At 60.0% G+C, this 14123-nt stretch carries 14 protein-coding genes; 10 read left to right on the forward strand and 4 right to left on the reverse strand.

Annotation, left to right across the window (positions count from 1 at the left end):
* The first annotated feature begins 512 nt into the window (after nt 1–512).
* From F561_RS0118750 to map, 6 genes are all read left to right on the forward strand, one after another.
* Nucleotides 513–1220 carry an AzlC family ABC transporter permease gene (locus tag F561_RS0118750; protein ID WP_040381252.1) on the forward strand — a complete coding sequence of 236 codons (708 nt, stop codon included), beginning with the start codon at nt 513–515 and terminating at the stop codon, nt 1218–1220.
* Complete coding sequence (locus tag F561_RS0118755; RefSeq protein ID WP_019011507.1) at nt 1217–1537, forward strand: AzlD domain-containing protein; 321 nt, start codon at nt 1217–1219, stop codon at nt 1535–1537. The genes F561_RS0118750 and F561_RS0118755 overlap by 4 nt, the downstream gene beginning before the upstream one ends.
* A gap of 108 nt (nt 1538–1645) precedes the next feature.
* The gene (locus tag F561_RS29060; protein ID WP_157452002.1) at nt 1646–1798 is read left to right on the forward strand and encodes a hypothetical protein; all 153 of its coding nucleotides are present in this window, start codon (nt 1646–1648) and stop codon (nt 1796–1798) included.
* A 265-nt stretch (nt 1799–2063) separates the two neighbouring features.
* The gene (locus F561_RS0118760; RefSeq protein ID WP_281166604.1) at nt 2064–2471 is read left to right on the forward strand and encodes an META domain-containing protein; all 408 of its coding nucleotides are present in this window, start codon (nt 2064–2066) and stop codon (nt 2469–2471) included.
* 124 nt (nt 2472–2595) lie between these two features.
* Complete coding sequence (locus F561_RS0118765) at nt 2596–2937, forward strand: VOC family protein (protein ID WP_026299060.1); 342 nt, start codon at nt 2596–2598, stop codon at nt 2935–2937.
* Between the two features lie 218 nt (nt 2938–3155).
* On the forward strand, nt 3156–3899 hold the full coding sequence (gene map, locus F561_RS0118770; protein WP_026299061.1) for a type I methionyl aminopeptidase: 744 nt from the start codon (nt 3156–3158) through the stop codon (nt 3897–3899).
* Between the two features lie 22 nt (nt 3900–3921).
* Here the strand turns inward: map and F561_RS0118775 are convergent, their stop codons facing one another.
* The gene (locus F561_RS0118775; RefSeq protein ID WP_019011511.1) at nt 3922–4248 is read right to left on the reverse strand and encodes a hypothetical protein; all 327 of its coding nucleotides are present in this window, start codon (nt 4246–4248) and stop codon (nt 3922–3924) included.
* 484 nt (nt 4249–4732) lie between these two features.
* On the opposite strand from F561_RS0118775, the gene F561_RS27385 reads away from it, so the two are divergent.
* Nucleotides 4733–6952, forward strand: a complete 2220-nt coding sequence (locus F561_RS27385) for a putative bifunctional diguanylate cyclase/phosphodiesterase (protein ID WP_019011512.1) — start codon at nt 4733–4735, stop codon at nt 6950–6952.
* A gap of 175 nt (nt 6953–7127) precedes the next feature.
* Here F561_RS27385 and F561_RS0118785 read toward each other — a convergent pair whose 3' ends face one another.
* The 3 genes from F561_RS0118785 to F561_RS0118795 are packed head-to-tail and all read right to left on the reverse strand — an operon-like array spanning nt 7128 to nt 10344.
* On the reverse strand, nt 7128–8339 hold the full coding sequence (locus F561_RS0118785; RefSeq protein WP_019011513.1) for a M24 family metallopeptidase: 1212 nt from the start codon (nt 8337–8339) through the stop codon (nt 7128–7130).
* Nucleotides 8336–9139, reverse strand: a complete 804-nt coding sequence (locus F561_RS0118790; protein ID WP_019011514.1) for an IclR family transcriptional regulator — start codon at nt 9137–9139, stop codon at nt 8336–8338. Before F561_RS0118790 ends, F561_RS0118785 begins: the two co-directional genes overlap by 4 nt.
* Nucleotides 9136–10344: a hypothetical protein gene (locus F561_RS0118795; RefSeq protein WP_019011515.1), complete on the reverse strand. Its 1209-nt coding sequence runs from the start codon at nt 10342–10344 to the stop codon at nt 9136–9138. Before F561_RS0118795 ends, F561_RS0118790 begins: the two co-directional genes overlap by 4 nt.
* A 207-nt stretch (nt 10345–10551) precedes the next feature.
* Between F561_RS0118795 and F561_RS0118800 the strand changes: the two genes are divergently transcribed.
* The 3 genes from F561_RS0118800 (at nt 10552) to opp4C (ending at nt 14075) form a co-directional block, all read left to right on the forward strand.
* Nucleotides 10552–12171 carry a peptide ABC transporter substrate-binding protein gene (locus F561_RS0118800; RefSeq protein ID WP_019011516.1) on the forward strand — a complete coding sequence of 540 codons (1620 nt, stop codon included), beginning with the start codon at nt 10552–10554 and terminating at the stop codon, nt 12169–12171.
* A 67-nt stretch (nt 12172–12238) separates the two neighbouring features.
* A complete protein-coding gene (locus F561_RS0118805; RefSeq protein WP_245556576.1) occupies nt 12239–13192 on the forward strand; it encodes an ABC transporter permease in 954 nt (317 codons plus the stop codon).
* Nucleotides 13185–14075 (forward strand): oligopeptide ABC transporter permease, encoded by an 891-nt coding sequence (opp4C, locus tag F561_RS0118810; protein WP_019011518.1) that lies wholly within the window; start codon nt 13185–13187, stop codon nt 14073–14075. The genes F561_RS0118805 and opp4C overlap by 8 nt, the downstream gene beginning before the upstream one ends.
* Nucleotides 14076–14123: the final 48 nt, after the last annotated feature.

Below are 14123 nucleotides of genomic sequence, written 5' to 3' on the forward strand. Positions count from 1 at the left end.
CTCCGGAAGCAGCTTCAAGACAACCACTGCGACATCAGCCGGGCACAGGGGATGGCGGTTGAAGAACCGCTCAATTCGGCGAATGACCGAAGACGTCTGAGCGCTTCCCAGGAAGCGCTCGGCCAGCTCCGCATGCCGGACGTCCTTGGCCTGAAGCAGCGCCAAGACAACGAGAGAAAGCAGCTCCACTTGGTTCTTGCGGTACTCCGGAAAGTGGGCACAAAAGCAGCGAGACAGTTGGGTCAGCGTGACGGGAGACGCGCTCTGTTCTGACGGATTAAACGAGAGATTTCAACCCCTCAAAAAGTGTCGGGTACTGAGGTGATCTACACTTTCAGCGATAGCCTGCACGCGCCCCGCATCAGGTGAGCTTCAGAGTGACCTTGAGACCGCCCAAAGTTGGACATGCTGCGCCAATTCCCCGACCACGGTCTCACTGGGCAGTGCGCCGCCAGCCGCAGTCTGCAACACTGCCCTGACTGTCAGGCTGTTCTATGCGGCACCCTGAAGACATGACCGAAATCATTCCACACTCTCCACAGTTCAGGCCTGCCTTCTGGCGGGGGATGCGGGCCTTTACACCACTGGTTCCCGGTGTCGTGCCGTTCAGTATGGTGGCGGGCATTGCAGCGGTGCAGGCAGGCTTCACGCCCGCTGAGTCCATCGCCTTTTCTCTGATCGGTTACGCAGGGTCGGCGCAGCTGATCGCTTCCCAGATGGTGACCAGTCACGCTCCCACCGTGCTGATCGTGCTGAGCAGTCTGATCGTGAACCTGCGTTTTGCCATGTACTCAGCCTCGTTGCTGCCGCTGTTCGTTGGCGTGCCTCTGCCCAGACGCTGGCTCCTGGCTTACGGACTCACCGATCAAGCCTACGCGGTCACGATGGGGCGGCCCGTCACCGAACCCTCTCCCGCGGCGTATTACGCCGGAGCCGCTGCACTGATGTGGCTGACCTGGCAGAGTGGCACTGCCGTCGGCGCACTGGTGGGCGCGAAAATCCCTTCAACCTGGCCGCTGGATTTTGCAGTGCCGCTCAGCTTCATTGCGCTGCTCGTTCCCGTTCTTCAAAGGAGGCCGCAGGTCTTTGCGGCAATCGTGTCTGCGGTGGTGGCAGTGGCAGCACACGGTTTGCCATTTCGCCTGAACCTGATTCTGGGCGCAGTGTGCGGTGTGGCCGTTGGTCAGCTGATGCAGCGTTGGCAGGCCAAATCAGTATGAATATCTGGCTTCTGATCGTGGGGGTGGGCCTTGTCAGCCTGTGTTTGCGTGCGTCGTTTCTGGTGCTGCTGCGGGGCCGACAGCTTCCAGAACGCGTGACCTCCTCGCTGGGACTGGTGCCCGCTGCGGTGCTGGCCGCCCTGATCGCGCCGGAACTGCTGTATTCGTCAGTGACGGGCACACTCGATGTTCTCAATCCCCGTCTGGTCATAGGTCTGCTTGCGGCAGCGGTGGCCTGGAGAACGCGCAACGTGTTGTGGACACTCATGGTCGGCCTGGGCCTGCTGTTGGTTGCTCAGGGACTGGGATGGCGGTAAGAGCATGTTGATAGGCGCAACGGAAACTTGTGTGGGGAAGACAGTCTGCCTCACGCACGCCATCTTGTGGGGTTGACTTCCCGGTGTGGAAATTAGATTGACTGGGCAGTGTCCGGCAATCGCCAGGGACAGCCTGCGGTCTACCTGCATGGAAGCCTAAGCGGCGCAATGGGAACCGGGTATCGGCGTCGCTTCGACCCTGATCGGTTTGGCGGCGGCAAACAGCATCCCGGCCTCGGAGCAGAAGTGATGACCGATTGATTCCGTGAACACAGTCAGGAGCGGCGTAATCGGGATAGTCATCGGATGGCTCATCCGGAATGAAAGAAAGTCCCGTACCTGTTTGTTTGCCCTTCCCTACGAAAGAGGAACAGCAGGATGGCCCGTCAAGGAAAGCCACCTCAAGTGGCTTCTTGCTCCAACTCAGGCAGGCATCTGTAGAAACGATGAAGGCGGCACCATCAGTCACGACAGGACATCAGATCCCCATCACCCGAAACGGCAATGTTGAGCTATGCGATTTTTGATGCTTCCTTTCCTCCTCCTACCCAGCATTGCCGCAGCTCAGTCCGTTCCAGCTCCTCTGAACGGGATCTGGCAACTCAGAGACATGAAAGTCTTCGGAAAAGCCGAAACGACCCTGCCCCCGGCCCAGTTGGTCATTTCTGGCAAACAGGTGGGAGGCAAGATCGGCTGCGGCACCTACTCGGGCACCGTCGCCGCCGCCAATAACAAGATCGAGATTCAGGCGAAGCCGTTGCCCCCCCGCCCCAACGAGCGGTGCCTGTATGCCCTTCCCGGAGCCTTTCACGCAGCGTTGAATGCCTCTGGCAGCTACGTCATCAGTGGAGACACCAAACTGTTGGTCCTGTTCTCCAAAACGACCCGGCTGACCTTCGAGCGCATCGGTTACGTGACCCCTGCCAAGCCCTGAACTGAAGGGAGGAGGTTCGCAGAGTGGCGGTCAGACCTGACAACAGCCGCCACTCACTCCGAGCGGCAAGGATCATGAAGATCAGGAGCAGATGCGGCCACGCCTCCACATTCAATACTGGGGCATGTTGAAAATCGGTTCTATCGTCTGGGGCGTCAGGGACATGTCCCGTGCCACTGCTTTCTGGACGGCTGCTCTGAACTACCAGCTTCGCAACGCGCCAGACGAGGACTGGGCCGTCCTCATTCCGAAAGAGGGGGACGGGGCACAATTGGCCCTGAAACTGGTGACGTCCGAGAAGGCCAAACGGCATCATTTGGATCTCTACGCGGATGACTGCAGAGCGGAAATCGAGCGTCTGTTGTCTTTGGGGGCCATGCGTGCCGAATGGCAATACCCAGCAGATGCGGATTTCACCGTTTTGAGCGACCCAGACGGCAATCATTTCTGCGTGGTGCAGAAGTAGACATGCCTGCGAAGGCTATCCGCAGAGAGAAGGGAACCTCAGTTCACCAAGGGCCACATCAAGTGCCTGAAGAAGAGAAGCAGGCCCGCATCTGACGGTGGGCTTTCTTGTGAAATTGAGACCCCACGTCACTGAAAGGTAGAGGGGCCATCTCCAGGCTTGGGATGCGGCTTCTGCCTGAGCTGGGGAGCAGCAGCGCAGGTGGCTTACAGTGGGGTATGACTATTACTACCGAGGCTGACCTGCGGGGCATGCAGCGAGCAGGGCAGGTCGTGGCCGAGACGCTCCGTACCCTCAAGGAAGCCGTTCACCCAGGTGTGACTCCGGCTGAACTGGACGCCCTCGCTGGACGGGTGTTTGAACAGTACGGAGCCAAATCTGCACCGCGCATGACCTACAACGCTCCGGTCAATGTCTTCATCAGCGTGAATGACGACATTGTTCATGGGCTGCCGACGCAACGTGCCCTGGCTGCCGGGGATGTCGTGAGTATCGATGTCACGCCTTTTGTGGACGGTTACATTGCCGACGCTGCCGTGACCGTAGCCGTACCGCCAGCGTCGCCCGTGGTTATGCGGCTCATCGAATGCACGGAGGCCGCGTTTGAAGCGGGGATGGCTGCCGCGAAAGCAGGGTCTCCAGTCAACGCTGTTGGGCAGGCCATTGAGAATGAGGTCAAACGGCGTGGATTCACGGTGCTTCGGGAGCTTTTCGGTCACGGCGTCGGACGCGCCATACACGAGGAACCGAATGTACCGAACTATTACCGGCCAGCCGACAGAAAGAAGCTGCACGAGGGACTGGTGATCGCGGTCGAACCCATGGTCTCCACCGGGCGGTCACACCGGGTCAGAACGCTGCGTGACGGCTGGACACTGAGCACCACAGATGGCGGCCTGGCCGCACATTTTGAACACACCATCATGATTACCAGAGGTCAGCCCCTGATTCTGACGGCCTGAGCGTCTGCTGGAACGGCAGGCGCTACTGCTCCACCTCAATCACAATCTGGGGGTCCCGAGCATTCCCGCCCACCGAACACCGGGCGGGGACGCTCCTGCTTCCGTCCAGAGAATTGATCTTGAACGTCGCGGTATAGCCCTGCTGCTGGAAGTCGGATGCAGAGAAATCTAGCTTGTTGCTCGACTCTTTCCTGGCTTCACGCTCGCACCACATGATGACATCTGACTGCGGGATGGGCTGCGGCGTGAAATATAGGACAGCCGCCAACGCCGCCGCTGCCAATCCCACCCCGTAACCCAGGATGGCCCGCCCGCTGAACATGGCGGGCTGTTTTTTTGTCCCAGTCATAGCTAAGACCCTACTCCACTTCGGCGCACAGGGAGCCTTTTCCCAAGAGGGTGCCGCAGCGTCCCAGAGCAGGTATACCGTGACCGTGGGGTCAACTCTGACCAGTGACCGGGTAGATCACAGCGCTTGATCAGCAGCCTGAGCTGGCCTGCCCCTCCAGGTTGCCCATAAGGTCGCCGTTCATGTCAAGGTGACCTGAGCGAAGCGAGTCGCGAAGAAAGTACGCTTACGTCATAGCAACGCCTGAGCGGCATCACTGATTCTGCCCGGTGCTGAAAACAGAAGCGGCGCAGATATTAAGGGGACCTGATCACCTTTGAGTTAAACTTCCTGTCCAGTCTATCTGGGCTGGTCAGGTCGTAAAGAACGTCCGCTCATACTTTGTGAAGTCTGGAAGTTATGATTCTGCCCGCCTGTCATCTTTCTCTCTTTCATGAGGCCCTGGCCTCATCGAGCAGATCACCACGGACGACTCTGGAATACTGTGACCATCCCCCATCTGCGTTCCCAGCTCCTTTTGGCTGGCTTGTACCTCGGTGCAACCGTATCTCTCCAGTGGATCGCCACTTTTTTCAATGACGGTCAGTCTCTGTCTCTGTGGTATCTCCCTTCCGGCCTCACCTTTGCCTTTCTGGCGGTCTGTGGATGGCGTTGGGCACCCTGGACACTGGTCGTCAGCGTGACCAGCAACGTCTTCACTTCTGCCTACGACCCCAACGTGGTGGCCGCGATTCCGGGCATTCTGGCCTATGCAGGGGCCGCCGCCGCGCTCAACCGCTTACGCCGTGGGCGGCCCAGCCCTCCTACAGCAGGCGATCTGGCCCGTCTGGGGGTCATCGCTGCCACAGCCAGCGCCGCCGCCGCCCTAGGAAACGTGAGTCTGCTGTACCTGAGTGGGACCTTCACGGGGCCGCTTACAGTCACCCCGTACATCAACTGGTGGGTGGGGGATCTGGTCGGGATCATCACGCTCAGCCCACTGCTGCTGATCGTCCTGGAATCTCTTCGACACGCGGCCCAGAAGGGTACTGTCCTGCGGCAAAGTCAGGTCTGGTTTCAGCAGCATCACCGTGAATTGCGCCTCATCCTTCTGGTCGTGACCGCGACCGTATGCGGGGTGTATACCGTGGAAACCCGCACCGGGCTTCATATCGCCTTCCTGTATTTCCTCCCCCTCCTTTGGCTGTCTCTGCGCTCCACACTGCTGCTTTCAGTCATCGGGGTCTTCTTGATGAACGCTGGCATCATCGTCACTTTTTCTCTTCTGGAGCTAACGGTGCCGCAGCAGCGAGATGCTCAACTCCTGATCACGAGCCTGACCCTGGTGAGTTTGTTGGTCAGTATTCTGGAGTTACAGCGCCGTACCCAGGAGCAGGAGCTGCATCATCAACTGGCGCACGATCCCCTGACTGGTCTGACCAGCCGCGTCGCGTTCCAGCCAGCGGTGAAAACATTGATACGGGACATCCACCCTGATCAACGGCTGCTGCTGCTGTTCGTGGACATCGACCGACTCAAGCACATCAACGACTCTCACGGCCATCTGGTCGGCGACGAGTATCTCAAGCACACCGCCGTTCAGTTGCAGCAGGCGGCGCGGAAAATCCCGAGCATCCAGACAGTGATCGCCCGGCTGAGCGGCGATGAGTTTGCGGTGGCCGCCCGGGTCACGGATGAACAGGAAACAGCTCTGGTGCGGGCCATACAGGACTGCATTCAGCGGCCAGTACGGATCGCGGGACACGAGCTGAGGTTGGCCTTCAGCGTGGGGGTCAGCTCTATTTCCCTGCACGACCACAACGGTCAGACGCTCCGGAACGAATTGGATCTGGTCAGCCTGATTCAGCAGGCGGATGAGGCGATGTATCAGGCCAAGCGGACGGGGCAGAGCCTGCAGTGGTATACGCCGCCTTCAGTGGGCGGCCTCTCGGCGGTCGAATGCGAACGGGGCCTGCGTCATGCCCTGGAAACGGGCGATGAATTCGTCGTGTACTACCAGCCTCTGATCGATCTGCACACACATGAACTTCTGGGCTGTGAGGCCCTGATCCGCTGGCAGCATCCCGTCCACGGACTGCTCTCTCCAGCCGCCTTCCTGCCTGTGGCTGAACGCACCGGGCTGATCGTACCCCTGGGCCGCTGGGTGCTCTGGACGGCCTGCAAGCAGATGGGGGTGTGGCGGGAGCACTACCGCCCACTGCGAATTTCGATCAATGTCGATGCCCAGCAGTTTCATCAGGATATTTTTGTACAAGACGTTCTGGAAGCCGTTCGGGAGGGAGGCATTGCGGCGGATCAACTCGACCTTGAACTGACGGAGAATGCCGTCTTGCTGGACGCGCCTACGGCCACTCAGCATCTTGACGTCTTACGGTCTCACGGCGTCAGGCTGGCGCTGGATGATTTCGGCATCGGCTATTCCAGCCTGTCGCATCTGCGCGACTTCCATGTTCATGTCCTGAAGATCGACCGCTCGTTCACGCGCAACCTGCTGCACGAGGGCCGGGATCTGCATATCGTTCAGGCGATGGTGGCCCTGGGCCACTCACTTGAAATGAGGGTCCTGATCGAGGGCATCGAGACTACTGCACAGCTGGAAAAGGCCGCCGCGCTGGGATGTGATGAGGCGCAGGGCTACCTGTTGGGACACCCTGTACCCCCAGCAGAATTTGAAACGGTCTGGTTACGGGAAAAGGAGTTCTGAGCCTCCTGACCGGGGAGGTAACGGACTGAAGCGGAATAATCCATCTCATACGGAGTCAAAGAGCGTTCCGTATAGAGTGGTTTCCCCTCTTCCACGAGGAAAGAGGGGCGCTTGGGTTATAGGGAGCCGCCGGAGAAAAATTGCGGCCTGATGTTAGAGGGTCCTAGATGCCAGGTTAGGCCAGCCCGATCACCAGACTGTCCAGATCGCGCGGATAGAGGCTGAGCCGCTCCGCTCCGTCTGGGGTAATCACCAGCGTGTCTGAGTGACGAAATCCACCCAGCCCCGGTACATACAGACCCGGTTCGATAGAAAAGATCATGCCCGCAGCCAGTTCGGTGTGATCGTCCAGATCCAGAAACGGATGTTCATGTCCTTCCATGCCGAAGGCGTGCCCGGTGTGGTGGCGGGTGAGGGACAGTACACCACGCTCTTCCAGCAAGTCGCGTACATCCTGTTCGACCTCTGAACAGCGCCGACCGGGTTTCAGCGCCGCGAATCCAGCGTCTTGCGCGTCCAGCATGGCCTGAAAGTACCTGATCTGGTCGGAGGTGGGTTCACCCACGAACATGGTCCGTTCCAGTTCGCTTTCGTAGCCGCCGACCACACCGTAGGCCCCTGTCACCAGGGTATCGCCTGCCTGAACTCCTCCCTGCTGATGAAGTCCGTGCGGATTGGCGGTGTTGTGGCCCCGGATAAACATGGTATTGGCAGGCAACCCCTCGCGCGATTTGGGCACGTAGCGGTCCCCCAGGGCCGCCAGCATGTCGCGGGTGGCCTGCAGACTGGAGCCGTGTGAAACCAGCAGTTCATCGCTGCCCTGACGAATGGCGTCCTGCATCAGTCGGTGGGCGTGGTCGCCCCAGACGCAGGCTTCACGGATCAGCGCGATTTCGGCAGCGCTTTTGATGGTCCGTGCGTCGTCAATCAGGTCCAGCCGCTCGTGGATGGGCAGGTCCAGCACCTGACTGAGCCGGGGACCCCGGTAGCCCCAGCGGTGTTCGTAGCCGTCCAGATCGGCAGCCACGGCCCTTGCATTTGGCCGGAGGGTGCGGAGGTGTGCCGCCAGTGTCAGGAGAGGATGCTGACCGCTGCCGCCGCCCGGATACTCCGGGTAGGTGGCGAACTGGCTCAGCTCTGGACACTGTTGCCGCACATGATCGGATTCCAGTTGCGGAATGAAGAGACTGCATTCGCCGTCATCAGTGATGATGGCCGCCACAGGCCGCTCGGTGGCCGCAAAGAAAAATCCAGTCAGGTACGCCACCCGCGTGGGGCCAAACACACACATCAGGTCGTAGCCGTGCTGCTGCAAGGCTCCGGCCAATTTCTCCCGGCGGGCGAGGTATTCGGCAGGCTGAATTTCAAGGCGTAGGGTGGCCGTCATGAGGGGAGGGACTCCAGGGGAGCGGGTTCGAGGACCGGGCTGGCGACCAGCATCAGGTCGTGGGCAGCGCGGCGGGCAATGGCGCGAATCTGCCGACTCAGTTCAGGAACCCGCTCTTTGGTGAGCCGTCCGGAAGGCCCGGCAATGCCCAGAGCGGCGATGACTTTGCCCGCTCCGTTGCTCAGCGGAGCTGACAGGCAACGTACGCCCAACTCGCGCTCCTCGTTGTCCTCGGCGTAGCCCTGCTCCCGAACGGTATGAAGTTCGGTTTGAAGACGCTCCCAGCTGACCAGCGTATGAGGCGTGCGGGGAATCAGTCCCACCTTGTCTACGATGCGTTTGACGGTGCTGGGCGGCAGGTCGGCCAAAAACAGCTTGCCGACATCCGAACAGGTCAGCGGCGTGATGCTGCCGGGGGTGGTGAACATTCGCATCATGGTCAGAGGCTCCAGCTGGCTCAGGTACATGGCTGTCGTGCCGTACAGCTCGGCCAGGTGTGCAGTTTCACCTGTACAGTCCACCAGTTCCTGCAAGTAGGGCCGTACCCGGCGCACCAGATCGTAGCGGAGGTACAGCGACCGAGAAATCTCCACGATCTCGGGGCCGATATCGTAGCGCTTGCTGAGCGTGTCCTGATGGACATACCCCTTGGCCGACAGCGTCTGCAAGATGCGGTGAATGGTGCTGGGGGCCAGCTGCATCTGTTGAGACAGCTCGGCGATGCTCAGGGGACGGTGTGCGGCAACGATGGTTCCCACAATGTCGAGGGCACGCTCAACGCTCTGAACATTTTCGCTCATGTGGTCGCACGTCGTTGGGGATCAAACATCAGGAGGCTCCGGGGTGAATGCATCTGACCATAAAGGTAATCCACAAATGCCGCCCGGTCTTCGGGTAATGTGCGCTCCCGAACTTCACGCACTGCCTCGTCGCCGAACCAGTAGCTGGCGATAAAGGGGCCACGGAACGGATAGCTGGCAAAGCGCACGCGTCCTTCAATCCAGGGCCGCTGACCGTAGCTGTGCTGTTCCAGGTACTCGATCACGCGGGCTTCGGGCCAGCCTTCGCCCATCTGGTACCAGGCGGCGCTGGTGGCGGTGGCGCTGCGAACCCGCCGCAGGGCACGGTGAAGCAGGTCGCCCTCATCTTCGATCCAGTCGATCAGGTGAACCCCCTGATCCCCGATGCCTTCCTGCACGCAGCCCGTGACCGCGTTGGTGGTGCACAGCAACACGTCGGCGGTGCTTTTGCCCTGCTGGGCCCAGTCGCGGGTCAGCAGGAGTTGGGTCGAGTGGCCGGGAAACACCTCATGCGCCACCAGATGCTTGAGGGCGCTGCGGGTGAAGCTGAGATCCACATTCAGGTCCATCTGGCCTTCGTTAAAGTTGCAGCGGGCGGTAAAAGGAACGCCGCGCAGGGTATTGAGCTGCATCTGGTAATCGCCGGTGGCATAGATCAGGCGGTCTGTGCGGGCCTGGGCATCGGCCATCAGCAGCTTAAATTCGGCTTCCAGGCGCTCGGCGGGAATGGCCTGTTCCTGTTCCCAGCGGGCCACACGCTCGGCCACCGTACCCTGGCGGTATCCGGCATTCAGCAGCACCCGTTCGACATCCAGTTTCATGCTCTCGATCTGCGCGGTATCCACCGCCTGTGCCGGAACACCCACCAACCCTTCCAGTTTTTCCTTGAAGCTCAGTTCCTCGCCTTCAAATAGACGGGCAGCGGTTCGGAGCGAACGGAACATGTCATCCAGAAAGACCCGTCTCGGCCCCGCCTCCAGACCTGACGCCGCCTGCTCCAGAGAACTGAGTTCATGCTGCACGGCGTCCCAGTCTTCCAGAGGCGCAGCGGGCACCAGATCATCGCCCAGATAGATCGGCACCAGTCCTTCGCTGTCCAGCACGCCATGACCCCGCGACAGGCGGCGTTCCAGATGATCCATTCCGATGGTGAGGGCGGTAAGGCGACGTCCGATCTCATGGTCCTGCGGCGTACTGGTAGTCATTGAGTTTCTCCTTGATCTCCATCCTAATCAGAAATTCCACGATGTGGAACCTATATCTAGACAACTTATTCTATCAGGCGGAACAAAACTGGACTTTGTGCTTGACATTTCTCCGTCAAGACGCTCACACTCACAGCTAAGCAAACAACGCTTGTAGTTAGGAAATGGCCGTGAAAACGCTCTGTGTCCCCTATTCAGGAGGTTCCCATGAAGTTTACTCCGATCAGTCAGCATTCCGCATCGCGAAAAGGTCGTCTTCTGCTGGCCCTGACCAGCGTTCTGCTCTGCGGAACCGCTCTGGCCCAAGAACGTGGCGGAACCCTCACCGTCGGACTCAGCTACGACATCGACACGCTGAACGTCTATTCCACGGGCTATCTGGGTGACGTTCAGGCCACTGTGGTCGAAGGTCTTCTGGCTCCAGACCGGAACGCCAACTACGTGCCTGTGCTGGCAACCACTGTGCCGACCATCAAAAACGGAGGCATCAAGGTCAGCGCCGACGGCAAGCAGATGAGCATCACCTACAAGCTGCGCCGCAACGTGAAATGGTCAGATGGAACGCCCTTTACCAGCGCCGACGTGAAATTTACCTGGGAAGCCATCAAAAATCCCAAGTTCATCGCGGAATCCAAGGACGGCAGTGAGGATGTCAGTTCCATCGATACCCCCGATCCCTACACCGCTGTGGTCAACTACAAGCGGGTTGCGCCGGATTACGCCAGTACCCTGTTTACCTTTGGGATTTTTCCCAAGCATGCACTTGAAGGCAAAGACCTGAATACCGACGTATACAACGAAAAGCCGCTGGGCACCGGGCCATTCAAGGTCAAGGAATTCCGGCGCGGTCAGTACGTCATCATGGAGCGCAACCCGCTGTACTGGCGCAAAGACAGCAAGGGCGTGCAACTGCCCTACCTCGACCAGATCGTGTTCAAGATCATTCCGGACGCCAATACGCTGGTCACCCAGCTGAAATCCGGTGAAATCCAGATGACGCCCAGCGTGCCGTATGCACAGGTGACGCAGCTTGACGCGTTGCCCAACATGAATATCGTCAAGAACAACGTCCTGAGCTGGCAGCACCTCGATTTCAACTTCAAGGGGCCGGAAGCGCTGCGCGACCTGAACGTGCGTCAGGCCTTCGCGTATGCCATCAACAAGAGCGCCATCTCCAAAGCGCTGGGAGGCTTCCCGAAGCCCATCGATACCGTGGTGGTTCCGGTCTTCTCGGCCAGCAACAGGAACGTGGTGAAGTATCCTTACAACCCCACCAAGGCCAAGGCCCTGCTGGACGCCGCCGGATACAAGCCCGGCCCAGACGGTATCCGCGTCAAGAATGGCCAGCGCATGAGCTACAAGATTCTGGTTCAGGCCGGACGTGCCAACGATGAAATTGCCCAGCAGGTCATCATCAGCAGCCTGAAAGCTGTGGGCATCGAGCTTCAGCCCGACAACAAAACGGGCGTGGCCTTCCGCGAAGCCCGCTACAAGGGCGGCTACGACGTGTTCTACAGCGGCTGGATCACCAGCGCCGATCCGGTGTACAGCGTGTTCTTCAAGACCGGCGGCGTCAACAACGGTCAGGGCTTCAGCAATCCCAAGATCGACGCCCTCCTGAACCGTGCCGAAAACACGCTCGATCCTGCCGTACAGAAATCGGCCCTGATGGACTTTCAGGCCGAGTTGATGAAGGTGCTGCCCACCATTCCGATCACGACCAACCTGTCGGTCATTGCCGTGACCAACAAACTGGGGAATTTCGTACCCAACCCCACCAACATGACGAACTTCGTCAATACCAGCAGCTGGTACCTGAAGAAATAAGCGCCCTTTTGTAGGCAGAGTCCGGCGCACATGGACTCTGCCTCTCGCAAGCGAGGTCTTGCCGAACGTGACCCTGAATTATCTGCTGAAACGTATGCTGGGAACCATTCCGCTGCTGCTGGGAGTGTCGTTGGTGTTGTTCGGGGTGTTGCACCTCGCGCCCGGAACGCCCATGGATGTCTATGCCGACAATCCGAGCGTCTCCCAAGAAGCCCTTGACCAGATGAAAGTGGCGCTGGGCCTGGATCAGCCGTTGCCCGTGCAGTACACCAAATGGGTTACGGCCTTCTTTACGGGCGAATGGGGCTATTCCATCCGCACGGCCCGGCCAGTCGTCACCGAAATCACGGAGCGGCTGTGGCCTACCATCATCCTGGGCGGCTCCAGCTTCTTTCTGGCCCTGCTGGTGGCGGTGCCGCTGGGGGTTCTCAGCGCCGTGCGCCGCTACAGCGCCACAGATTACGGCATCACGTTCATGTCTTTTCTGGGCATCAGCATGCCCGTGTTCTGGCTGGCCCTCATGCTGCAACTCCTGTTTGCCGTGCAGTGGCGCATTTTGCCTTCTGCCGGAATGCAGACCATCGGAGAAAACTCGCTGGTGGACTTGCTGCGGCATCTGGCCCTGCCTGCCCTGATTCTGGCTTTCGCCAACGTGGCGGGATGGAGCCGGTATATGCGCTCCAGCATGGTGGAAGTGCTGAGCCAGGACTACGTTAGGACGGCCAAAGCCAAAGGGCTGCCGCACAACAAGGTGGTCTACCGCCACGCCCTGCGCAACGCCCTGATTCCCGTGATTACGGTGGTCGCCCTCGACTTTGCGGGCATTCTTTCGGGCGCGGTCATCACTGAAACGATTTTTGCGTGGCCGGGCATCGGGCGGCTCTTTATCGAGAGCATGAATGGCCGGGATTATCCCGTGCTGCTGGCCCTGATGATGCTGGGTTCCTTCGCCCTGGTCGTGACCAACGTGCTGGCCGACCTCGCCTACGCCGCTGCCGACCCCCGGATCCGCTATGACTGAACTGAGTTCTCCCGCTCCCGTCCCCGTTCGGGTGGTCCGTACCGAATCTCCCTGGCGGCGCTTTTTACGGACGTTTGTCAAGCACAAGTTGGCCCTGGTCGGCCTTGGAGTCTTGGTGCTGATGGGCCTGGCGGCCCTGCTCGCCCCGCAGCTCACGCCCTATACCTTCGATGGACAGGACCTCGACATCATCGGCACGCCGCAGCCGCCCAGCCGCATCCACCTGATGGGCACCGACGAACTGGGCCGCGACGCCTTCACGCGGGTGCTGTACGGGGCGCGGATTTCTCTGTCGGTGGGCATCAGTAGCGCCCTGATTGCCACGCTGCTGGGCACGCTGATCGGCGCACTGGCGGGCTATTACCGGGGCTGGATCGATACCCTGCTGATGCGTTTTACCGATGTCGTGCTGTCTATTCCGCTGCTGCCACTGGTGATTCTGGTCAGTGGAATGATCCGTCCCAGCGTCACTTTGCTGATCTGCATCATCGGTGCGTTGGGCTGGATGGGCACGGCGCGGTTGGTGCGCGGCCAGTTCCTGAGCCTGCGCGAGCGTGAGTACGTGGAAGCCAGCCGCGCTCTGGGTGGCAGTCACGGACGGATCATGTTCCGGCACATTCTGCCCAACGCCATCGGCCCCGTCGTGGTCTCCACCACCCTCGCCGTGGGCAGCGCCATCATGCTCGAAAGTGCCCTGAGTTTTCTGGGCCTCGGCGTGCAGCCGCCCACGCCCACCTGGGGCAACCTGCTCAATTCGGCCAGCCAGTGGCTTCAGGGTGCGCCGTGGCTGGCCGTCTTTCCCGGCCTGATGATCCTGTTTACCGTACTGGCCGTCAATTTTCTGGGCGATGGCCTGCGAGACGCCCTCGATCCCCGCAACTGAGCCAGCCCCCTCTCGCCCAACTCTTAATACCCAAGTCTCTCTGACCCA

The organism is Deinococcus aquatilis DSM 23025 (genome assembly GCF_000378445.1).
GTDB classification, from domain to species: Bacteria; Deinococcota; Deinococci; order Deinococcales; family Deinococcaceae; genus Deinococcus; species Deinococcus aquatilis.